The organism is Mesorhizobium sp. NZP2298, assembly GCF_013170825.1.
Classification (GTDB): domain Bacteria; phylum Pseudomonadota; class Alphaproteobacteria; order Rhizobiales; family Rhizobiaceae; genus Mesorhizobium.
Window position 1 is genome coordinate 3,031,342 of the sequence record NZ_CP033365.1, and the last position, 21,706, is coordinate 3,053,047.

A 21,706-nucleotide genomic window follows, 5' to 3' on the forward strand; every position below is an offset into this window, starting at 1 on the left:
GGCAAGGGTGGGACAATCTGGTTCCAGCCCTCGAGACCCGCCCCGTGCCGATCAAGCCGTTTTTCCTTGCCTCCGCATCGAGCCTCGCGCTCCTCGCCGCACCTGCGGTGGCGCGAGCCAGCTGCCCTCAGTTGTCCCTCGACAACCAGGCCTACACCAATGCGACGGCGATCTGCTTCGTCACCACGAGCGGCGTTGTCGACCTGACCAACACCAATACGGGCATGATAGGCGGCGTTGGGGATACGGCGAGCACCGACACCACGACGATCGACAATGCCGGCTCGATCAGCAGCTCCTTCTCGGCAATCAGGTTGCAAGGAACGCTGACCCTGACCAATCGCTTGGGCGCCACCATCTTTGGATCGAGAGGAGCCATAAATGTAGGCCCCAGTGGCCTCACCACGATCGTCAACGATGGCAGGATCGAAGGCATCTACGCCCTCGATGGGGACCACTACCTTGACCTGACGAACACCGGGGTCATGGCGGGGCAGTCATTCGGCATCGACGGCTACACGGTGAAGGCGACCAATTCCGGCACGATCTCGGGTGGCTACTTCGCGCTCAGGGCCATCGGCGACCTGACCCTCGACAATTCGGGCGACATCGTCACGGACACCGACCCATCGACCAACAGCACGGCTGTCAGGGCTTGGGGCGGCACCACCGTGATCACCAATTCGGGGCTGATCTGGAGCGACAGCGGCTATGGCATCCACGCGGAGGTCTACGTAAAAAACGTTTCCGTCGGCTCTTTCAGCTTGACCAACAGCGGCACGATCGGCGGCGACATCGGAGTCTATACCGCCTCCAATAGTCTCAGCACTGTCAGTGCGACTATTGTCAATTCCGGTACGATTTCTGGCTCTTCGGCGGCCATTTCAACCGATGGAGATCTGACCCTCGATAATTCAGGCTGGATCAAGTCCATCGGCAATTCGGGCGATTGGGATGGTGTCGCGGCCCACGGCGTCACCACGAAGATCACCAATTCGGGCAACATCGACAATTTCGGCGTCTATGGCACGGGCATCGTTGCCGACGGCACCGACGCCAACGCGTCCCTGGCGTTGACCAATAGCGGCCGGATCACCGCCACGTTCGGTGTGTCCTCGCAGGTCACAACGACGACGATCGACAATTCCGGAGGCATTACCGGCACGGGTGGCGCTGGCGTCTACGCGGACAGCGCGGCCGCCAACGCGTCTCTGGCGTTGACCAACGGCAAGAGCGGCACGATCACCGGCGAGTACGGTGTCGATTCGCAGCTTGTCACAACGACAATCACGAATTCGGGCACCATCACCGGCGTATACGATGCCGGCGTTTATGCCGAAAACGCCGCCGCCGCCGCATCCCTGACGGTGACCAACAACGGCACGATCACCGGCGTGTCCGGCGTCTCCTCGCAAGTGGCCGCGACGACGGTCGCCAATTCGGGGATCATGACCGGCACAGGCGACTCCGGCGTCTTTGCCCGCAGCGCACTTGCCGACGCGTCCCTGGCGCTGACCAACAGCGGCACGGTCACAGGCGGCTATGAAGGCGTCAATTCCCAGCTTGCCACGACGACGGTCGCCAATTCGGGGGCCATGACCGGCACAGGCGACTCCGGGGTCTTTGCGCTCAGCGCGCTTGCCAATGCGTCCCTGGCGGTGACCAACAGCGGGGCGATCGCCGGCGGTTACTTCGGCGTCAACGCGCAGGTGGCCACGACGACGGTCGACAATTCGGGGACCATCACCGGCACGGGCGCTTTCGGTACTGGCGTCTATGCTTTCAGCAGAAGCGCCGACTCGTCTCTGCTGTTGACCAACATTGGCTCGATCACCAGCGGCTTCGGCGTCAATGCACAGGTCGCCACGACGACGATCGACAACGCCGGAACGATCGCCGGTGCGGCCTATTTCGGCGTTGGCATCGGTGCTTACAGCTCACTTTCCGGCGCATCCCTGGTGCTGACGAACAGTGGCACGATCACTGGCAACGTGGGCGTCTCATCGATGGTCGCCACGACGACGATCGACAATTCGGGGACCATCGCCGGCGACCAATACGGCATCAACGCAGGCAGCTTGCTCACGCTCACCAATACAGGCCTGATCTCGGGCGGTGCTGCCGCGGTCCTGCTGAACAAGGACGGCAACAGCATCGGCCTCGACAAGGGTGCTCGCTTCGATGGTGCCATCGACTATGCCGGCACCACCGGCAACACCACCCGCTTCAGCCGTGGCAGCTGGATCCTCGACGTCGCCAATTACGATGCCGCTGACAACACGATCGTCACCGGCGGCAGCGCCTATGTCGTGAAGGGACACCAGATCATCGTCGCCGATGGCTCCGCGGTGCAGGCCGGCGCGCGCAGCGCGCTCGACATCACCCGCTCGCTCTCGGGCCTCGCCAGCGACGCCCTGTCACTGTCGCCGTCGTCCTTGCCCATTGCCAGTTCCTCCGGCGCCAGTTCCTCCGGCGGCGCGCTCGCCTATGCCGACGACAATGCCGTCGATCGGAGGTTTACCTCCGCGGCGCTGACCGGCTCAGGCCAGGACAACGCGTTCTCGGGCTTCTCGAACGGGGCTGTCGGCGATGCTGCCGGCAACATCGTCTGGTCGCGTGTCCTGGCCGGGCGGAGCGTGGCTTCGCAGGACGCGGCCAGTGCAGACTCCTGGATGAATTTCGTCGGCGTTGCCTTCGGCGGCGATCATCGCGTCTCGGACACGCTGCGCCTCGGCGGCTTCTTCGGCCTCGCGGACAGCCGCACCGAGACCGACAGCAATTCCTCGCTCAAGTCCAAATGGTACTATGCAGGGCTCTATGGCAGCTGGTCGCCCGGTGCCGCCTTTGTCGAGGGGAACCTTACTGGCGGCTATGCCGAGAACCGTTCCGAGCGCATGGTCACCAACGGCCTCGCCACGGAAACGGCCAGCGGCGACTATGGCTCGACTTTCGTATCGCCCGAGCTCGCCCTTGGCTATCGTGTCGCCCTGCAGCCCGGCACCAGCCTGACGCCGCAACTGCGCGTCCGTTATCTCGGCGTCGACGCCGAGGGCTATGGCGAAACCGGCTCGAGCGCCGACATGACGGTGTCCTCGCACTATACCGGCTTCCTGGAGGAGCGGGCGCTGGCGAAGCTTCAATTCGACAATGAGCGCTGGAGCCTCTTCACCACTCTCGGCGTCGTCGCCCTGCAGCGCGTCCAGGGCTCGGGCACGGATGTCAGCCTTCTCGGCATCGCCTCGACCGTGGCGGAAGGCGACAGCAACCTCTTCGGCATCAGCTTCGGTCTCGGCGGCAACTGGAAGATGAGCGACACCGTCTCGCTCTACGGCGCCGTCAACGGCACGGCCTTGAACAACAATGCCAGCATCGACACCAATGTCGGGGTGAAGATGGTGTTTTGAGGGGCGGCACCGCGCCGCGTCGCTCCTTGCTTCGCGCTAGGGTGACGAAGGGGGAAGCTCAATCTCGACGGTCGGCGCGCTATTCCGCCGGCATCCTCAACCCAAGTGCTTCGACCATCGCCGGATCCAGCGCGCGCGTGGTGTCGTCCATCATGCCCATGCCGTCGAAGAGGTCCCAGAACGCCCAGGGAAAGCCGGCGGCCTCGGCGCTCTGCCTTACATCGGCGATGTAGCGGGCGCGGTCGGGGTTGGGTGCTGCCACATAACGCGCGTCGGTGCGCAGCGCGCCGAATTCGCCCATGATGACGCGCTGCGGCGCGATGCCGTTTCTGTCTGCCCAGTCGCGCGCCTGGCTGAGATATTTGTCGATGAACCAGCGGTCGGGCCGGGCGTCGAAATAGACCTTCAGCACGCGCTCGGTCTCCGCATAGGCGGCCTTCTTGTCCGCTTCGGAGGTCTCGGTATCCGCGGCCATGCGCGCCCGGACGGAGGCCAGCGTCCGTTCGAGCGAACCGGCGGAGGCCGGCCACGGCACGTTGTTCAGCGCGCGGTAGACGGGCTCGCGCATCCACGGCGCGCCCTGGTGGCTGAACAGATAGGGCTCGTAGAAGTGGAAGGTGAACAGGATCGGCTCGTAGGCCGCCAGCGGCGCCGGATCGAGCGCGGCCAGCCCGCTCACCATCGAGCCGCAGCCGCCGGTGACGACCAGCGGCAAGGCCCGGGATGACGCCCTGGCCGCGGTCAGCAGGGATGCCTGGACCTGCGACCAGACATTGGAGTCGCAGGACTGAGGCGGTTCGTTGACCGGCTCCAGCGCCACCATGCCCCGCGTGAACCGGTCCAGCCTGCCGGCAAGCTCGCCGACCAGCGCCCGATAGGCCGCGAATTCGGGTGCCGCGGTGCTGGAGACCATGCGGTCGGGGTTCCAGTAATGGGTGGCGCCGTTGGCCTGGACGTTGACGATGATGCCGAGACCGGCGTCGATCGTGGCGGTGACGGCGGCGTCCAGCATATCCAGCAACTTGCCGCGCGTGGTGGCGTCGGCTGCCAGGAACGGGCCGGGATCGACGGGCAGGCGGATGAAATCGAGCCCGGTCTGGCGCAGCCGACCTAGGTCGTCTGGGGTTGGCACCGGCCGCTGCGACTGGAAGGGCGGCCAGTCATAGTCGGTGCGCGGGGCGGGGAATTCGCGTGTCAGTGCAAACCAGGGCCAGGCGTTGACGCCACGGCGGAAACGCCATTCGCCGGCGCCGGCAAAGGCGGACCGCGCGGGAAGCTGCGCCAGCGCCGCGGGCACCAGCGCCGTCGACAGCGCGGTGCGCAGCAACCGCCGCCGCGACCAGCCCGTCATACGGCGCCGGGCGAGGGGCGGTCGATCGCGGCTGTCCGCTCTGATGTCACGCCGAGAAGCCGGTAGGCTTCATCCTCATAGGCAAGCAGCACATCCTCCCAGCGGAAGGCTTCGCGGGCGCGCGTCCTGGCGGCTTCACCGCAGGCCTTGACCAGCGCGTCATCCTCCATCGCCTGCCGCATCCGCTCGGCGCAGCTCTGCGTATCGGTGAAGTGGACGGCGGCGGCCCCGGCGACCCACCTGTTGTAGGGATTGTCGTGCGCGATCACCATGTTGCCGGCGGCCAGCGCCTCGACCAGCGACGGGTTGGTGCCGCCAACCGTGTGGCCATGCATATAGGCGCGCGCATGATATCTCAGCGCCTTCACCGCCGCCTGGTCGTAGATGGCGCCGGGCAGGACCACCGAGGCGTTCGCCGCCTTGCGGATGGCGACATGATAGGGATTCTGGTCGGAGAGCGTGCCCAGCACCACCAGCTTCATGTCGCGTTTCTGGCTGCAGAAGGCTTCGACGATGGGCAGGATGTTGTTGTCGGGCTCGATGCGCGCGATCGAGATGAGGTATTTTCCAGGTTCGAGCCCGAGCGCGCGTACCGGCGCCTCGGGTGCCGATGTCACCGGGTCGGCGCCATAGGTGATGGTGGCGATGGCGCTGCGCGGCCGGCGCGTCGCCAGGTGATCGGCGATGACAGGATGGTCGGCGACCAGGCGGTGCGAAGCCCAGGCGCCGATCCATTCATTGAGCCAGAACCAGGTGCGCGCCGCTGGTCCCCATTTCGGGCGGCGCCACTCGATGCCGTCCATATTGGTGATGATCTTGCGCCGCATCAGCCTGAGCCAGGTCAGGAAGACCGCGCCATTGTAGCCTAGCACCAGGCAGACACCGGGCCGGCGCGCTGCATCGAGCACGCACTGCCAGTCGAATTCCAGCGTCGCGCGCGGGCCTTTCGAGGCGACCTGGATGTGGATCAGGTCGATGCCGCGCCAGCTGTCGAGACGCACCCGCTGGTCGACCCGCTCGACCTCTTCCTGGCAGTAGACGCCGACCTTCCAGCCGCGTGCGACCAGGAAAAGGGCCAACTTCTCGGCGAAGGTCTCGAAGCCGCCATGGGCCGCGGGAATGCCGCGCGTCCCCAGGATCAGGATGGAAGGCTGTTCCGGTTTCATGACTGCTGGTACTTTCAGGTCCGCTCGATCCGTGACGCGAGGCTGTGTCATCTCAGAACCGCAGCCTAGCGATATCCATGCCAGACTCAGTTCCGGCCATCATCGCACTGGGGTTGTAAAATATTTCTTCCAACCGCCGGAGTTGTTTCACTATCGGTCAACTTTCCGCACGTATGTGTATCGAAACGAGGCAATGCCGGGGCCAGTCGGCCCGCGGATGGGTATATTAGCCCGGTATGATCCTTGCTGATGGACTTCTGCGCGCCGGAATCGGCGGAGGGCGTGCAGCATTGGTGTGGTGATCCCGTTCACGACCACACTCGCAACCAGTGAAGTCCAAAGGGGTGTTTCCGGCCGCCGGTAGCGTCAGGCGGCGGGATCGTCACACCACCCCTGACAGAAAGATGCATGTGAAGATGCGGATTGCCTGCATCCACCAAGGCTACGAACTCTACGGCTCCGACCGCAGCTTCGCGGAGAGCGTGGCGGCGCTGCGCGCCGCGTTTCCGTCCGCCGACATCGAAGTGGTCCTGCCGCGCAGCGGGCCGATCCTGCAGATCCTGGAGCCTCATGCCAGCCGGATCGTCTTCGAACCGCTCTGGGTGCTGCGGCGCCAGGCGATGCTGAGGCTGGCGACCATCGAGATGGCGCGGCTGCCGGTCGCGCTGTGGCGGGCATGGCGGCGCCTGCGCGATTGCGACCTCGTCTACGTCAACACCTCGATCGTCGCCGACTATGCGCTGGCCTCGCGCCTGCTGCCGACGAAAGCCCTGCTGCACATCCACGAGATTCCCGAAGGCGTGCTGCGCCGGATCCTGGTCGGGTTGATGCACTGGAGCCATGCCGATCTCATCTTCAACTCGCGCGCCACACGCGCCGCGTTCGGCGATCCCAAATCCGCGCGCTCATACGTCGTCTACAACGGCGTTGCCGGCCCGCCGGCGGCCGAAGCGATGACCTATGACGGCAAACGCCCGCTGCGGGTTCTGCTGCTTGGCCGCATCAACCGGATCAAGGGCCAGGAAGTGCTTCTGGAGGCGATCGCCTCGATGCCGGCGGAGCTGAAGTCGAGGATCGAGGTGCGGCTGGTCGGCGGCGCTTTCGAAAGCGTCGAGCGCGAGCGCGCCTTGGCCGAACTCGTCGGGACCATGGGGCTGGCCGACCAGGTCAGCACCTTGCCTTTCATATCCGACCCTTCCGAGCATTATCGCTGGGCCGATATCGTCACCGTGCCGTCGCGACGCCCGGAATCGCTCGGCCGCGTCGCCATCGAGGCGATGGCCTATGGCCGGCCGCCGCTGGTGTCGGCGATCGGCGGACTTGTCGAGGTGGTCAGCGACGGCGAGACCGGCTGGCATGTTCCGCCTGACAATGCTCCCGCGCTTGCCGCGAAGTTGCAGGAGATCGTCCTCGCCCCTGAAGCCTGGCGCGGGTTCGTCGCCGCCGGGCGCAAGCGCTACGAGACGGTGTTCAGCGAGCCGGTCGCGGCCGCGGCGATCGCCGCGATCGCCGCCGACAAGCTGAAGGCGGCGATGGCAAGGCCAGGCAAGGCGGCTACCACCCGCCAGGCGGAGACGCAGCCGTGAAGTTCCCCGTCCATCTGGTGCGGCGCCTCGTGCTGATGATCGGCGGCGAGGCAATGCAGAGCGGCTTTCACTTCGCCCTCAACCTCGCGCTGCTGCACATGCTGTCGGCGCAAGGCTACGGCCTTTTCGCCCTCGCCATGGTGATGGGCGGCGTTGGCCTCTCCTACATCAGGTCGCTCACCGCCGTCCCCGCCTCGATATGGATGAGCAAGAGCAGCAACAGGGCCGGCGTCGATGCCCATGACGTGGCCTTCGGGACGGCGGCGCTGGTCGTGGCGCTGCTGATGGCCGCCGGCACGGCTATTCTGATGCATCTCCTGGGCGACCCAAGCGGCATTGCCGCCGGCTGCTTCGTCGGCGCCTGGTCGCTGCGCAGCCATATGCGAACGGCATTCTTCACGCGTCGCCAGCAGGTGGTCGTCTCCATCAGCGACGCCGCCTTCACGATCGCCGGCACCGTGCTCGCCGGGTCTGCGATCTGGTTCGCCAGGGACGTGCTGCAGACCGTGTTCTACGCCCTCGCGGCGGCAAACCTATTTGGCATCTTCGTCCTGGTCCGGCTGGCGGGCCGCAGGGTTCGCGTCAGTTTCCGCATGCCGACGCGCCGGCGCTACACCAAGCTCTGGCGCCAGCTGTGCTGGTCGGGCTTCAGCGCGACCACCACCAACATCCAGGGGCAATCCCTGGCGCTGCTGGTCGCGGGCATTGCCGGACCGGCCGCCTACGCGCCGCTGGCGGCGGTCCTCGTGCTGTTTGCTCCGCTGCGCATCATCAGCCTTGCCTTCGTGAACATGACGCAGCCGGAACTCGCGAAGCTGATGCAGAACAACGAAACGCGCCGCGTCTGGACGCAGGCGAAGATCTGGTCGCTCGTCATGGGGCTCGGCGGCCTGGCCTATGGATGCGCCATCATGTTCGTCCTGCCGATGATAAAATCCCAGGCTCTGCAGGATGCCTCGGTCGGGTTCATCGGGCTTTTCGCGATCGCGAATTTCGTGCCGATCATGCTCTACATCATGCCCCGGATCGTGCTCGAGATCTTCGGTGATTTCCGGATCGTCGCCTTCATCACCATGGGCGGCGCGATCGTCGGGCTGGCGCTGATCGCGATCCTGCTGGCCGTCGCGTCCCCGCCATGGGCGCTGCTGGGCTCGGCGGTCTCCGAGACCTTCGTGCTCGTGGCATCATGGTATTTCGCGCATCACCGCATGTGGAACATCGAGCATCCGGACCAGCAGCGGCACAGCCGCCTGGGCTCCTGGCGGCGGGCGGTCACGTTCGCCGCGGCAAAGCGATAGGAGAGGGATGTGACAGACCAGGCATTGCACATTGCCGCGGCGACCGACTTGCCCGACGGGCAGGCCTCTCATCCCGCCATCGTCGCCGCGAACGACGCCTACACGGCGCGATTGCACACCAGCCTCGAAACGGTCAGGCCGCTCTGGCTGCGCTTCCAGACGGATGGCGTCTGCACCGCCCACCAGCATTTCGCGTGGGTGGAGGGGATCGTGGCGCGGCTGATGCCTGCAGGCGCGGAGCCGCTCATCGTTGAAGTGAACAACGCGGTGACGGGCGCGCCCTTGATGTTGGTGCCGCTGATGCTGCGGCCAGCCTTCCACCATCGGGTGATCGAATGGCTGAGCTGCGGCGTCTGCGACTATTCGGCACCGCTGCTGGCCGATGCGAGCGCGTGGACGGCACAATCCGCGCAGGCCGCGTGGGCGGCGGTGCGTTCCGTGCTGCCGGCGGCGGACCGCGTCAACATCCTGGGAATTCCGCGGCGGATCGACGGCGTCGCCAATCCGCTGGCGCTGCTTCCGGCGACGCGCGATTCGTTGCAGACCACCTTCGGCCTGGCCATCGACGGCGAGCCGGAAACCGTCCTCAAGCGCCTGTGCAGGCCATCCTTCGTCAAGGAATTCGGCAAGGACTGGCGGCGGCTCGAACGGCTCGGCGGCGTGGAACTGGTCGAGGCCGCCACGCAGGCCGAGGTGGAGCAGCTCTTCGGCGAACTGATCCGGATGCGGCTCAGCCGTTTTCGCGAACTTGGCCGCTTCGACCTGCTGACGCAGGAGGCGGTTGTCGATTTCTACCGCAACGCCGCCCTGCAGGGCCTGCCGGACGGATCGGTGCGGCTCTTCGGGCTGCGCGTCGGCGATGCCCTGATCGCCGTCCAATATGCGGTGGTCCATCAAGGGACTGTTCATGCTCTGCTGATAGCCATGGACCAGAGCGTGGTGCCCAACGTCTCGCCGGGCCTCTTGATCATGGGCCGGCTGATAGGCTGGGCGCGCGAGCGGCGGTTCGATTATTTCGACCTGTCGGTCGGCGACCAGAGCTACAAGGAACGTATGGGCGCCAAGGCTTCGGTGCTGGCCGAGCTTCGCCATGGGTTGACGGTGCGGGGCAGTGTCGCGAGCACCGCCATCGAGCTCCGCAACCGGACCGAGGCCTTCGTGCGTTCCAACCCCCGGCTGCGCAGCGCGGCCCAGGGGATGATGCGGGGTTTGCGGCGTCTTCGTGGGGGATGACGAAGGCGGGCCTGAACGACGGGAGAAGTACGTGGCAGGCCAGGCAATGCGAATGGAAGCGGCGGCGGATGTATCGGGCCAGCTGGTTTCCCCCGATGTCGCCGGTTTGGGCGCCGTCGCGCACTATACGGCGCGTCTGCACACCAGCTTCGACAGCGTAAGGCCGCTGTGGCAGCGCCTTGAGGCGACCGGCCTATGCACCGGTCATCAGGGCCTTGCCTGGGTGGAAGGGATCGCCAAACGGCTGATGCCCGGAAGCGCCGAGCTGCTGGTCGTCGAGGTCAACGACGCCGTTACGGGCGGGCCGGCCATGTTGCTGCCCCTGATGCGGCGCCGGGCGCTTGGGCACTATGTCATCGAATGGCTGAGCTGCGGCGTGTGCGATTATTCGGCGCCGCTGCTGGCCGATGCGAGACCCTGGACCAGGCAAGGTGCCGATGCCGCATGGGCAGCGGTCCGCGCCGTGCTGCCGCCGGCGGACCGCATCCACATAGCGGGCATTCCGCAACAGATCCATGGCGTCGCCAATCCGCTGGCGCTGCTTTCGGCGACGCGCGATTCCATCCAGATCGCCTCGGGCCTGGCCATGCATGGCGAGCCGGCGACGCTGATCAAGCGCATCTGCAAATCGTCCTTCGCCAAGAACTTCCACAAGCACTGCCGCCGCTTCGAACAGATGGGCAAGCTCGACCTGGCCGAAGCCGAGACACCGGATATGGTGGAAGAGCAGTTCGCGACGCTGCTGGAGCTCAGGCTCAATCGCTTCCGCGAGCTCGGGCGTTTCGACCTCCTGACGCAGGCACCGGTCGTCGAGTTCTATCGCAACGCCGCCCTGCAAGGCCTGTCCGACGGCTCGGTGCGGCTGTTCGGGCTGCGTGTCGGGCAAACCTATCTCGCCGTCATCTATGTGCTGGTCATGAAGGGCACCTTGCATGCCCTTCTGCTCGGGATCGACCAGGACGCGGTGGCCAACGCCTCGCCGGGCCTGGCGACAATCGGCAAGCTGATGATGTGGGGGGTGGCGCAAGGGCTCGGCTATTTCGACCTGTCGGTCGGCAGCCAGGGTTACAAGCAGCATATCGGCGCTTCAAGCTCGGTGCTGGCGGAGTTGTGCGAGCCGATCACGCTGCGAGGCAGCGGGGCGACGGCCTATATCAAGTTGCGCGGCAGGATCGAGCTTTTCGTGCGCTCCAAGCCGGAACTGTACAAGACCGTGCAGGGTGTGATGCGCCGGCTGCGGCGATTGAAGAACTGAAGAACGGCTCCCGAAGCGGCTTCGGGAGCAGGAATTGATGGCCGTGCGCGATGACGTGATGGTTCAGAGCGGCTCGGTGTCGAAGAGCAGCATCGTCACCAGATCATCATCGCCGGCGAACTTTCGCCGGTCCTCCGCGCAGGCCCGGCCGATCTCGCTGGCAAAGGCCGTGCGAATGGCCTCCGGACTGTCGAAATGGAGGATGGCGACCCTGTAGGGCGTCTCGCCCGGCAGGACATTCATGATCGGCGACCGGCTGATCTCGTAGCGCCGCAGTCCGGGCAATTGCTTGGCCAGCGGCACGTGAATGTCGTGATAATGGCGCTCGAACGCCGCTGGATCGGCGGGAGTTTTGTAGATGACAAGCATCTTGGCCATGGTGGAGCTCCCTGCTTGAGGTGATCGCGCCTCGTCGGCGCCGCACCAATGTCGTTCGCCGGGAGCGGATTTCGACAGCGATGCCGGATTTTCGCGGGACCAGCGGCATGGTCCCGCGCCCGAAATTGACAGGACTGCTTGTCTCCGTCATCCTTGAGCCCAGTCGCCCGATGTGTCAGGGCGACCGAGGGCAGCGTCATGTTCAGTCCCGTAACCAGCCAGAATGCCAAGCGCGCCGCGGTGCGCAAGGCGCTCGACGCCCACAAGGTCTACATCACCGCGCAGAGCTTTTCGGACGGTGCCTACAGGGCGCGCGTGCTGGTCGACGGCGAGGCCTACTGGGTGGATGAGTTCCGGCTCGAGCAACTTCGGCAGGGGCTGTCGCCGGCCGAGCTCGAACTCACGCCGGCCGCCGACGATTGAGAGCGTGACGTCCATCGGTTACGGAACGCGGCGGTTGCTCCTGCTTGCCAAACGCTTTGGGCGCTGACCCATGCCCGCTTCCTCCAAGCTCAAACCCTATCGCGCCAAGCGTGAATTCTCCAAGACGCCGGAGCCGGCGGGCGGCCTCATTACCGGCGACGGCAACCGCTTCGTCGTCCACAAGCATCATGCCACCGCCGATCATTACGACCTGCGCCTGCAGGTCGGCGATGTGCTGAAGAGTTGGGCGGTGCCACGCGGGCCCTCGCTCAACCCGGCCGACAAGAGGCTGGCGGTCGAGACCGAGGACCATCCGCTCGAATATATCGACTTCGAGGGCGTCATCCCCGAGGGCGAGTATGGCGGCGGGCCGATGATCGTCTGGGACACCGGCACATGGGCGCCGATGGACGATGTGGAAAAGAGCCTGAGGACCGGCGCCTTCAAGTTCCGGCTGGCCGGCGACAAGCTCAATGGCGGCTGGATGCTGACGCGCCTGAAGCCCAAGCCCGGCGAGGGCGCGGAGAAGAAAAACTGGCTGCTGTTCAAGGAGCGCGACCTTGCCGCAGACACGACGCTGAACATCCTCGAAGCGCGGCCGGAAAGCGTGAAATCGGGATTGCGCATCGAGGAACTGGCCGCAACGGCGAAGCCGGCCGCGAAGTCCTCGCCCAAGCCGGGTTCCCTGAAACCAAGCACGCTGCCTGGCGCCGTCAAGGCGCCGGCGCTCAGCCGCATCGAGCCGCAGCTGGCGACGCAGGTGCCAAAACCGCCGGGCGGCGAAAGCGTTGCCGAGAACACAAACGAGCTCTGGCTGCACGAGATCAAGTTCGACGGCTACCGCACCATGGCGCATGTTTCCGACGGGCAGGTGCGGTTGATCACCCGTGGCGGCATAGACTGGACAAGACGCTACGGCGACCTGCCGCACGCCTTCGCCAGATTGCCGTGCCGCGAGGCAATCGTCGACGGCGAGATCGTCGTGCTCGACGGCCGGGGCATCAGCCGCTTCGCGCTGCTGCAGGATGCGCTGGCCGAAGGTGCCGGCAGCAAGCTGCATTTCTATGCCTTCGATCTCCTGCATCTCGACGGCTGGGATCTGACGAAGGTGCCGCTGATCCGGCGCAAGGCGCTGCTGGCGGAACTGCTTGCCGGCCTTGGCGCCAACTCCGCCATCCAGTTCTCCGACCATGTCGAAGGCTCCGGGCAGGGGCTTTACGATCAGGCTACGGAGATCGGGCTCGAAGGCGTCGTGTCCAAACGCGCCAACGCCATATACCAGAGCGGCCGCACCAAGAGCTGGACCAAAAGCAAGGCGCTCCAGAAGGACGATTTCGTCATCGCGGGCTACACGACCTCGCAAGCGGCGGAAGGGCTGGCCGCACTTGGCATGGCCGAGTGGGAGGACGGCGAACTGCATTATCGCGGCAAGGTCGGCACCGGCTTCGATGCCGAGACGGCCTCGGACCTGCTGGCACGGCTGGAGCCGCTGACAGCGGGCGCGACGCCGCCCGAAGGCGTGCCGCGCGAGATCATGCGCGAGATGCACTGGGTGAAGCCATTGTTTTCGGCGCGCATCCACTATGCCAACCGAACGGCGGACAATTCGCTGCGCCATGGCGTGTTTCGCGGTCTGAGGGATGTCGGCCTGTCGACACCGGTCTCGGCCAAGCGCAAACGGCTGATATCCGAGGCGGACCTCGCCACCATCTGGGTGACCAATCCGGAGCGGCGCCTGTTCGGCAAGACCGGACCGACCAAGCTCGACATCGCCGTCTATTACGCGCTGGTCGGCGACTTCATGCTGCCGCACATCCTTGGCCGACCGGTGTCGCTGGTGCGCTGTCCGACCGGCCTGCCCAAGGATTGCTTCTTCCAGCGCCACGCCTTCACCGGCATGCCGCCCTCGGTGGTGACGTTCCAGGCGACCAATTCCGAAGGCGAAACCAAATCCTATCTCTCGGTCGAAGGCGCCAAGGGCTATCTGGCGCTGGCGCAGTTCGGCGTCGTCGAGTTCCACACCTGGGGCACGCACCGCGCCAGCCTCGACAAGCCCGACCAGATCGTCTTCGACCTCGACCCGGGCGAGGGGATTTCGTGGCGCGAGGTGGTGGAGGCGGCCGTCCATATCAAGGGCGAGCTGGAGGGGCTGGGGCTGGTTCCTTTCGCCAAGACATCCGGCGGCAACGGCATCCACATCACCGTGCCGGTGACGCCAAAACAGAACTGGAAGAAGCTGCATCAGGCGACCAGCGCCATATCAACCCATCTGGCGGCCACCGCGCCCGACACCTTCACGACCACCATGGGCAAGGAAAACCGCAAGAAGCGCATCTTCATCGACTATCACCGCAACGCGCGCGGCCACACCTCCGCCGCCCCCTATTCGCTGCGGGCGCGGACCAATCTGCCGGCCTCGACGCCGGTGAGCTGGAGCGACCTGGAAGCGATCGATGCGCCGCAGGATCTGAACTATTCCTCGCTGCCGGGGTTGCTGGAGACGTCGGGCGATCCGTGGGCGGAGATTGATGAGTTCGCGCGGGATTTGCCGGTGTTTGGGACCGCGCGGTAGATCATTCGTGATGGCGCGCGACCCTCGCATTCGTCATCCTGGGGTCTGCGCGCGTCGCTTCGCTCCTTGCTCCGCCCTAGGGTGACGAAGCTTCGAGGCAATCGGCCAATCACCAGCGCCTCGCCCACCATCGACGCTTCCGACAATTTGAATTATTCTCCGCCCCTGACCCCTCCGGCGAGATGGAAGATTTCGTCAGGGATTTGCTGGTATTGTGCGGGGTCGGTGTAGGATTACCACGGCGCCAATCGTCCTTCGGACGAAAGCGCTGCAGAGAGCATGATCCCAAAAAGTGGGAACCGGTTTTTGGGTAAGATCATGTTCAAGCTAAAATGTCAGTGCATGGCCGCGTAGGAGTGTATCATGGCGCCCAGGGCAAGTTGGAAGGGTTACCTCAAGCTCAGCCTCGTCAGCTGTCCGGTGCGGCTATACCCCGCAACGACCACCAGCGAACGCATCTCGTTCAACCAGCTGCACAAGAAGACCCACAACCGCATCAACATGAAGCCCGTCGACCCGGAACTCGGGCTTGTCGAGCGCTCGGATCTGGTCAAGGGTTACGAGTACGAGGACAAGCAGTACATCATCATCGATGATGCCGACCTCGACGCGGTGCGCATCGAGTCCAACCATACGATGAACATCGAAGCCTTCGTCGACGAGGGCGAGGTCGATGTCATCTACCAGGACGCGCCCTACTATCTGGCGCCGGATGGGGCGATGGCGGAGGAGACCTTCGCCGTTTTGCGCGAGGCCATGCGCAAATCCGGTAAGCTGGCGATCGCGCGGCTGGTTCTGTCCAGCCGCGAGCGGGTGGTGACGATCGGCGCGCGCGAGAACGGCATGTTCGTGTGTACCTTGAGAAATCCGAACGAAGTGCGCGGCACGGCTGAATATTTCGGCAACATTCCGGCCGGCAAGCCGGATCCGGAAATGCTTGAACTCGCCGAAGCGCTGATCAAGCAGAAGGAAACCACCTTCGATCCGAAGAACTACGAGGACCGCTACGAGATCGCGCTGATGGCGATGATCCGCGAGAAGCTCAAGGGCCACAAGCCGATCATCGCGGCGGCGCCCGAGCGCGGCAATGTCATCAACCTGATGGACGCGCTGAAGGCCAGCCTGTCGCAGTCGAAGCCGCCGGCCAAGTCGAAGAGCAAGGCCGACGAGGTGGCGGCCAAGCCCGCCGCCAAGAAGGCGGCAGCGGGCGGTGCCCCTGAAAATCCGCTGAAGGCCAGTCTGCTCAAGGCGGTCGGCAAGAGCAAGAAATGACGGCACCGGCCGTCGGGCTACCGGGCGCCGTCTTCGGGACTGTCGGCGCGCTGTCGGCGTTTCCGCTCAGGCTCGCCGCCCGCGAGGTCGAGCGCCAGCATGGCCAGCTCAGGCGCGGCATCACCCGGCGCACCACGCATGTCGTGTTCGGCCGCACGCTTCTCGCCAAGGCTGGTCTGACGAAAAACGGCGATGCCGGGATCGGGCGCCGCGTCGCCGCCGAACGTGCGGCAGGGCGCGTGCTGATCAGCGAGAATGGTTTTCTGCGCCTGCTCGGGCTGATGAAGGCGCCGGAGGTATCGTCACTGTCCAGGCAGTCGCTGATCGATCAGTCGCGGCTGTCCGGCGCCGACCTCGATCTGCTCTCGCTGTTCGATGCCTTCGAGCATGATTGCGAACCCTATTCCTTCCGCGACCTGATCCTGGCGCGCAAATATGCCGGGCTGGTGGCCGGCGGGGCGAGTTGGGGCGCGATCGCGCGCTCCGTGCACCGCTCCGGTCCGGTCGCCTCGCTCACCGCCAAGTCGCTCGCTGTCGGCTCGCAGCACGGCCGGCCCGACGCGATCTATCTCGAGGGCGGCCAAAGCGAGCTCGACGGGCAATTGCTGTTCGATCTTGGCAGCGCTGCACAGGGCGACGACACGCTGGAAGAATTGTTCGCCGAGGCCGAAGCGGCGGAGGAGGGCGGCGACCATGAAGGTGCCGCCGCGCTCTACCAGCGCTGCCTCGCCATCGACCCGACCGACGCTATCGCCGCCTTCAACCGCGCCAATTGCCTGCGCGCCGGCGGCCACGCTGCCGAGGCCGCGCATGACTATGCCAGGGCGATAAAGCTCGACCCCGCCTTCGTCGAAGCCTGGTTCAACCTTGCCGGCCTGATGAGCGAGCAAGGCCGCGACGCCTCGGCGCGAAAGCATCTGCAGAAGGCGATCGCGCTCGACAAGGCCTATGCCGACCCGGTGTTCAATCTGGCGCGGCTGGAATTCGACGCCGGCAATCTGCCCGAGGCACGGCGGCTGTGGGTGCGGTATCTGGAACTCGACGCGGAGTCCGAATGGGCCGGTGTGGCGGCCAGGGGGGTGCAGTTCGTGGATTTGCAGCTGGCGCGGACGACGGGGTGAGGGCCTTTCCTTCTCCCTTGTGGGAGAAGGTGGATCGGCGCGCCAGCGCCGAGACGGATGAGGGGTGCTGGAAGGAATGAGAGGTTGACCAGCTTGTTGTTTGCCGAGGCGTTGATGACCGTGTGCGCCAAGCTGGAACACCCCTCATCCGACCGAGCTTCGCTCGGCCACCTTCTCCCACAAGGGGAGAAGGGGTCGTCAACGCTGGAGTTGCCATGACAACCTTCCTCTTCGACGGCGACGACACCGCCCCCGTCACCATCCTGCTCGCGCATGGCGCCGGCGCGTCAATGGATTCGCCCTCGATGACCGCCACCGCCAAGGCGCTGGCCGCCGCTGGCTTCCAGGTGGCGCGCTTCGAATTCCACTATATGGCGGCCCGCCGCTACGGCCAGCGCAAGCCGCCGCCGCGCGCCGAGACGGTGAATCCGGAGTACATCAAGGCGATCGCCGACTTGCGCGCCAGGGGCGTGACCGGGAAGCTTATCATCGGCGGCAAGTCGATGGGCGGGCGCGTTGCCTCGATGGTCGCGGACGAGATGTTCGCCAAGGGCGAAATATCAGGCCTGCTGTGCCTCGGCTATCCCTTCCATCCGCCCGGCAAACCTGACCAGTTGCGCACGAAGCATCTGATAGGGCTGAAGACGCCGACGCTGATTTTTCAAGGCACGCGCGACGAGTTCGGCACGCGCGACGAGGTGGCCGGTTATGGGCTGTCCGATGCGATCGAGGTGATCTGGCTCGAGGATGGCGACCATGATCTCAAGCCGCGCAAGAGCATTTCGGGATTTTCGGCGGCCGATCATCTGAAGACGCTGGCCGAGACGGTGAAGGTTTGGATGGTGCAACCATCGACTTCGTCATCCTCGGGTCAAGCCCGAGGATGACGAAGCGCCATGAAAATCGCCACCTTCAACATCAACAACATCAACAGCCGGCTGGAAAACCTCCTGTCCTGGCTGGCGGCGGCAGAACCCGACGTCGTCTGCCTGCAGGAACTCAAGGCGCGTGACATGCAGTTCCCGAGCACCGCGCTGGCGGACGCCGGCTATGGCGCGGTGTGGAAGGGCGAGCCGACCTGGAACGGCGTCGCCATTCTCGCGCGCGGCGCGGAACCCGTCCTGACCCGCGATGCCTTGCCCGGCGACGATGCCGACAAACAAAGCCGCTACATCGAGGCAGCGGTGAACGGCATCGTCATCGCCTGCCTCTACGCGCCGAACGGCAATCCGCAGCCGGGGCCGAAATTTAAGTACAAGCTCGCATGGCACAAGCGCCTGGAGGCGCATGCCGAACAGCTTCTCGGCACCGGCCTGCCTGTCGTGCTGGCCGGTGACTACAATATCGTGCCCGAGCCGCGCGACATCTATGCCACCCGCTCCTATGACGACAACGCGCTGGTGCAGCCGGAAAGCCGCGCCGCCTTCGCCGCCCTCATCGAGCAGGGCTGGGTCGACGCGTTGCGGAAAGTCTATCCGAAGGAGACGCTCTATACGTTCTGGGATTACCGCCGGAACCGCTGGCCGCGCGATGCGGGTTTGCGGCTCGACCACATATTGCTGTCAAAGACGCTCGTCCGCCGGCTGATGGGGGCAGGCATCGACCGCGACGTGCGCGGGCAGGACGGCGCCAGCGACCATGCGCCGGTCTGGGTGGAGTTGAAGTGAGCGGCCGCGCGACAATCGTCACACGAACAGGCAGCGCCAACACGTAGCCTACAAAATCTCCAGCGGCCTATCCGTGCCCGCCGTCAATCCAGGCGCGGTCGTGTTGGTTGATCAGGTTCCGAGGGTCAATCCAAGACCGGCGGAGCCGAGGCGGTCGCCGTGACCGATTTCAAATTGCCCTTCTTGACCAGGACGGGCCGTACATAGGTCTTCTTCATATTCCAGCTCTCGACAATGGTGATGGCGTAAATCACTTAAAGCCGTCAAATCAACACCATTGACAGCCACGGCCATACCGGAAAACCCGGCGAAGACGCGATATTCTTATTGCGGCTGGATCGACGGCGTCACCGCGACGACGGATTTCAGATTGCCCTTCTTGACCAATACGGGCCGTTCATAAATTCTCTTCATAATGCAGACTCTCCACTATATCCCAGCGCGACAGTGACACAGTGCCGCCTGGTGTCAATATTTCGCAGGGGATAGTCCAACGCGTATCAGTGATGACTGTGGTAAATTGACATCGGTTCTTTTTGTAGCGCCTGATCAAGCCGAAGAACACATTTTTGCGCCGCGACGCGGGCGATCGCGATCAGCTTCGAACTGCTCTCTTGATCGAGGTCACTAACCGATCTTCTTCAAGGTTTTAGACGCATCCATCCGTCGCATGCAGGCACAGGATGCGTTTTGCGATAGACGGTTGACGCTGGTAGTCTGGCCCGAGAGCCCGGCGAGGGGGGAGCGCGATGAACAGATTGGCTGACAGGTTGGCTGCGCTTGTCCTTGCCGCGTTTGCGATCGCCTGCCTGGCGCTGATCTATCCGCTGATCGGCGCTGTTGCCTTGCACGGCTTTTCCGGGCCGGGCGCGAATTTGCCCCGGCTGGCGGCTTTCTCCGTGGCGGCGTTAGCCTGCCTGGTCGGCGCCTTGCTGTTCTGGGCCGGTCTTCTGCCTGGGCGGCCGGCGCATGCCGCCGGGGCGCCGCTGTTCGGCCGCACGGCCGAGGTGCGGGAGACTGGCAGGCCCGGCCTGCGCAAGGTGTTCTTCGCCTTGCCGTTGGTTGTGCTGGCGGCGCTGGCCGCCGACCGGTTCGGCCCGTGGCATGATGGCGGCGACGTGGCCAGCCAGCCGAGCGAGCCCAAGCCCAGTGAACCCAAGCCAGATCAACCCAAGCCAGATCAACCCAAGCTCAGCGAACCCAAGCCAGATCAACCCAAACTTGCCGAACCCAAACCCGGTGAACCAAAAGGCCAGGATGTGGCCAGCGCGCCACCGGCAGCGGAGCCGGCTCCCGTGCCAGCCCCGCAACCAGCTCCGCCGCCGGTAGCCGCCAATCCGCCGCCGGCACCGGCGCCGCCAGCACCGCCCGTGGCCGCACCGGCGCCGGCGCCCGTCGCCCCGCCGGAGGTCGCGGTCATTCCGCCGCCCACCGTGGCGCCGTTGCCGCCGCCGCCACCGGCGGTTCCGACGCAGCCCGATGGCCATCGCGACGCGGTCGTGTGGCTGGCGGTGGCGCCCGATGGCCAATCGATCATGAGCGCCAGCACCGACCATGTGATCAAGCTCTGGGACATGGGCGGCAAGCACCTGATCCGCAACCTCGGCGTCCACAAGGACATGGCGCGCACCGCGCTCTACATGCCCGACGGCGTCAGCGCGCTGACGGGGGGCGACGACGGCGAGATCGTTCTGCGCAAACTTGCCGATGGCGCCGTGCTGCATGTCTTCCAGGCCGGCCAGAATGGCGGCGTCAACAAGCTGGCGATCAGCCCGGACGGCAAGCGCGCCGTCAGCGGACACGATACCGGCAACGTCATCGTCTGGGATCTCGTCAACAATTCGGTGCTGCATGTGCTGACCGGGCACGACTGGTCGATCAGCGCGGTCGCCGTCTCACCCGACGGCAAGCAGGCGCTCAGCGGCAGCATCGACGGCACGCTGAAGCTCTGGGACGTCGAAAGCGGCAAGCAGTTGCGCAGCTGGCACGGCCACGAGCAAGGCACCTATGGCGCGGTGTTCACCGCCGACGGGCGCCATCTGATCACCGGCAGCGGCGACCTGACGATCAAGGTCTGGGATCTCGACAGCGGCCGCGAGGTGAAGCGCTTCGACGGCCATGAGGGCACGGTCTACACGGTGGCGCTGTCGGCGGACGGCAAGCGCCTGCTGTCGGGTTCGCTCGATGGCACGGCGCGCCTGTGGGACATGGAAACCGGCAACCAGATCGCGATGTTCGACAGCCAGACCGGCCCGATCTACGCGGTGGCCTTCGCCCCCGACGGCACGGTGCTGACCGGCGGCTACGACCGCACCATCAGGGATTGGCCGGCGGCCGGCGGCGACGGCGTGGTGCTGTTTGCCGGTGCGCCGCAGTGAGGGCTGGAGAGGCCGAGGGCAAGACAAGCCATGTTCGGCTCGCGCCTTGACGATTTGTCACTGTGTATACAACGACGGCTTAATTCCGAGCTGACGATTGGTCCGATAAGACGCTTGGATGAATTGGTGGATCGGCTTTTGCTGGATTGCCGGCAGCATCTGCTCCGCAATGTTGGACTATCGCGATCATCACGTCGCGCGGCGGCGTCGTCTGGCGCCATGCGCTTGCCGTGGCCGACGCGGGCGGGGCGCATTGTTGGTGTGCTTGGGCGCCCGCGTCAACCAGGGCGGCTCGTACCGCCGCGACAGCATCATTGCATATCGCGGCGCCCGCCGAAACTTCCGCGAAAGCGGAATAGGCAGGAGCCAAGATGTGGTTCCCGGCCGGGGCTGTTGCGTGAAACAGTTCTCGCCTCCGCCGCATTGACCCGCGGCGCGCGGGCGCGAGGACCGGCGCTTTCAACAGGACCGGTGAGCCAACTGACGATTTTCCGCAACGCGAAGCTGGCCGATGGGTCGCTGGCGGATTTCTCTACCGCTCCGGCTTCTACGAGGAACCGCGACCTGGCTGCTGCCTTCGATGTGGTGGTGGATTAGGGCAT

Annotated in this window: 18 protein-coding genes; 13 read left to right on the plus strand and 5 right to left on the minus strand. The window is 65.2% G+C overall.

Going from position 1 to position 21,706, the window contains the following annotated elements:
• Positions 1-44: 44 nt before the first annotated feature.
• Positions 45-3,404, plus strand: a complete 3,360-nt coding sequence (locus EB231_RS14670; RefSeq protein ID WP_172349428.1) for an autotransporter outer membrane beta-barrel domain-containing protein — start codon at positions 45-47, stop codon at positions 3,402-3,404.
• Between the two features lie 79 nt (positions 3,405-3,483).
• On the opposite strand, the gene EB231_RS14675 is transcribed toward EB231_RS14670, so the two are convergent.
• Both EB231_RS14675 and EB231_RS14680 read right to left on the minus strand, forming a co-directional pair.
• The gene (locus EB231_RS14675) at positions 3,484-4,755 is read right to left on the minus strand and encodes a glycoside hydrolase family 5 protein (protein ID WP_172349429.1); all 1,272 of its coding nucleotides are present in this window, start codon (positions 4,753-4,755) and stop codon (positions 3,484-3,486) included.
• Complete coding sequence (locus EB231_RS14680) at positions 4,752-5,921, minus strand: DUF1972 domain-containing protein (protein ID WP_172349430.1); 1,170 nt, start codon at positions 5,919-5,921, stop codon at positions 4,752-4,754. The genes EB231_RS14675 and EB231_RS14680 overlap by 4 nt, the downstream gene beginning before the upstream one ends.
• A gap of 416 nt (positions 5,922-6,337) precedes the next feature.
• On the opposite strand from EB231_RS14680, the gene EB231_RS14685 reads away from it, so the two are divergent.
• The 4 genes from EB231_RS14685 to EB231_RS14700 are packed head-to-tail and all read left to right on the plus strand — an operon-like array spanning position 6,338 to position 11,293.
• A complete protein-coding gene (locus EB231_RS14685) occupies positions 6,338-7,507 on the plus strand; it encodes a glycosyltransferase family 4 protein (RefSeq protein ID WP_246741019.1) in 1,170 nt (389 codons plus the stop codon).
• On the plus strand, positions 7,504-8,805 hold the full coding sequence (locus EB231_RS14690) for a lipopolysaccharide biosynthesis protein (RefSeq protein WP_172349432.1): 1,302 nt from the start codon (positions 7,504-7,506) through the stop codon (positions 8,803-8,805). Before EB231_RS14685 ends, EB231_RS14690 begins: the two co-directional genes overlap by 4 nt.
• 9 nt (positions 8,806-8,814) lie before the next feature.
• On the plus strand, positions 8,815-10,038 hold the full coding sequence (locus EB231_RS14695) for a GNAT family N-acetyltransferase (RefSeq protein ID WP_172349433.1): 1,224 nt from the start codon (positions 8,815-8,817) through the stop codon (positions 10,036-10,038).
• 31 nt (positions 10,039-10,069) lie between these two features.
• Positions 10,070-11,293 carry a GNAT family N-acetyltransferase gene (locus tag EB231_RS14700; RefSeq protein ID WP_246740955.1) on the plus strand — a complete coding sequence of 408 codons (1,224 nt, stop codon included), beginning with the start codon at positions 10,070-10,072 and terminating at the stop codon, positions 11,291-11,293.
• Between the two features lie 63 nt (positions 11,294-11,356).
• Here the strand turns inward: EB231_RS14700 and EB231_RS14705 are convergent, their stop codons facing one another.
• On the minus strand, positions 11,357-11,671 hold the full coding sequence (locus tag EB231_RS14705) for an EthD family reductase (protein WP_172349434.1): 315 nt from the start codon (positions 11,669-11,671) through the stop codon (positions 11,357-11,359).
• A 198-nt stretch (positions 11,672-11,869) separates the two neighbouring features.
• On the opposite strand from EB231_RS14705, the gene EB231_RS14710 reads away from it, so the two are divergent.
• From EB231_RS14710 to EB231_RS14735, 6 genes are all read left to right on the plus strand, one after another.
• On the plus strand, positions 11,870-12,094 hold the full coding sequence (locus EB231_RS14710) for a hypothetical protein (protein ID WP_172349435.1): 225 nt from the start codon (positions 11,870-11,872) through the stop codon (positions 12,092-12,094).
• Positions 12,095-12,164: 70 nt separating this feature from the next.
• Positions 12,165-14,666 (plus strand): DNA ligase D, encoded by a 2,502-nt coding sequence (gene ligD, locus EB231_RS14715; protein ID WP_172349436.1) that lies wholly within the window; start codon positions 12,165-12,167, stop codon positions 14,664-14,666.
• Positions 14,667-15,029: 363 nt separating this feature from the next.
• Entirely contained in the window at positions 15,030-15,938 is a 909-nt protein-coding gene (gene ku / locus EB231_RS14720; protein ID WP_172349437.1) for a non-homologous end joining protein Ku, read from the plus strand.
• On the plus strand, positions 15,935-17,059 hold the full coding sequence (locus EB231_RS14725) for a tetratricopeptide repeat protein (RefSeq protein ID WP_172349438.1): 1,125 nt from the start codon (positions 15,935-15,937) through the stop codon (positions 17,057-17,059). The genes ku and EB231_RS14725 overlap by 4 nt, the downstream gene beginning before the upstream one ends.
• A gap of 215 nt (positions 17,060-17,274) precedes the next feature.
• On the plus strand, positions 17,275-17,946 hold the full coding sequence (locus EB231_RS14730; RefSeq protein ID WP_172349439.1) for an alpha/beta hydrolase family protein: 672 nt from the start codon (positions 17,275-17,277) through the stop codon (positions 17,944-17,946).
• 9 nt (positions 17,947-17,955) lie between these two features.
• Positions 17,956-18,726: an exodeoxyribonuclease III gene (locus EB231_RS14735; RefSeq protein ID WP_172349440.1), complete on the plus strand. Its 771-nt coding sequence runs from the start codon at positions 17,956-17,958 to the stop codon at positions 18,724-18,726.
• Positions 18,727-18,837: 111 nt separating this feature from the next.
• On the opposite strand, the gene EB231_RS14740 is transcribed toward EB231_RS14735, so the two are convergent.
• Together EB231_RS14740 and EB231_RS14745 are read right to left on the minus strand one after the other, a co-directional pair.
• A complete protein-coding gene (locus EB231_RS14740) occupies positions 18,838-19,020 on the minus strand; it encodes a hypothetical protein (protein ID WP_172349441.1) in 183 nt (60 codons plus the stop codon).
• A gap of 30 nt (positions 19,021-19,050) precedes the next feature.
• Positions 19,051-19,140, minus strand: a complete 90-nt coding sequence (locus tag EB231_RS14745; protein WP_172349442.1) for a putative RiPP precursor — start codon at positions 19,138-19,140, stop codon at positions 19,051-19,053.
• A gap of 335 nt (positions 19,141-19,475) precedes the next feature.
• Here EB231_RS14745 and EB231_RS14750 point away from each other — a divergent pair, with 335 nt between their 5' ends.
• Positions 19,476-21,104 carry a WD40 repeat domain-containing protein gene (locus EB231_RS14750; protein ID WP_172349443.1) on the plus strand — a complete coding sequence of 543 codons (1,629 nt, stop codon included), beginning with the start codon at positions 19,476-19,478 and terminating at the stop codon, positions 21,102-21,104.
• A 393-nt stretch (positions 21,105-21,497) separates the two neighbouring features.
• Positions 21,498-21,701 carry a hypothetical protein gene (locus EB231_RS35140; protein WP_246740956.1) on the plus strand — a complete coding sequence of 68 codons (204 nt, stop codon included), beginning with the start codon at positions 21,498-21,500 and terminating at the stop codon, positions 21,699-21,701.
• Positions 21,702-21,706: the final 5 nt, after the last annotated feature.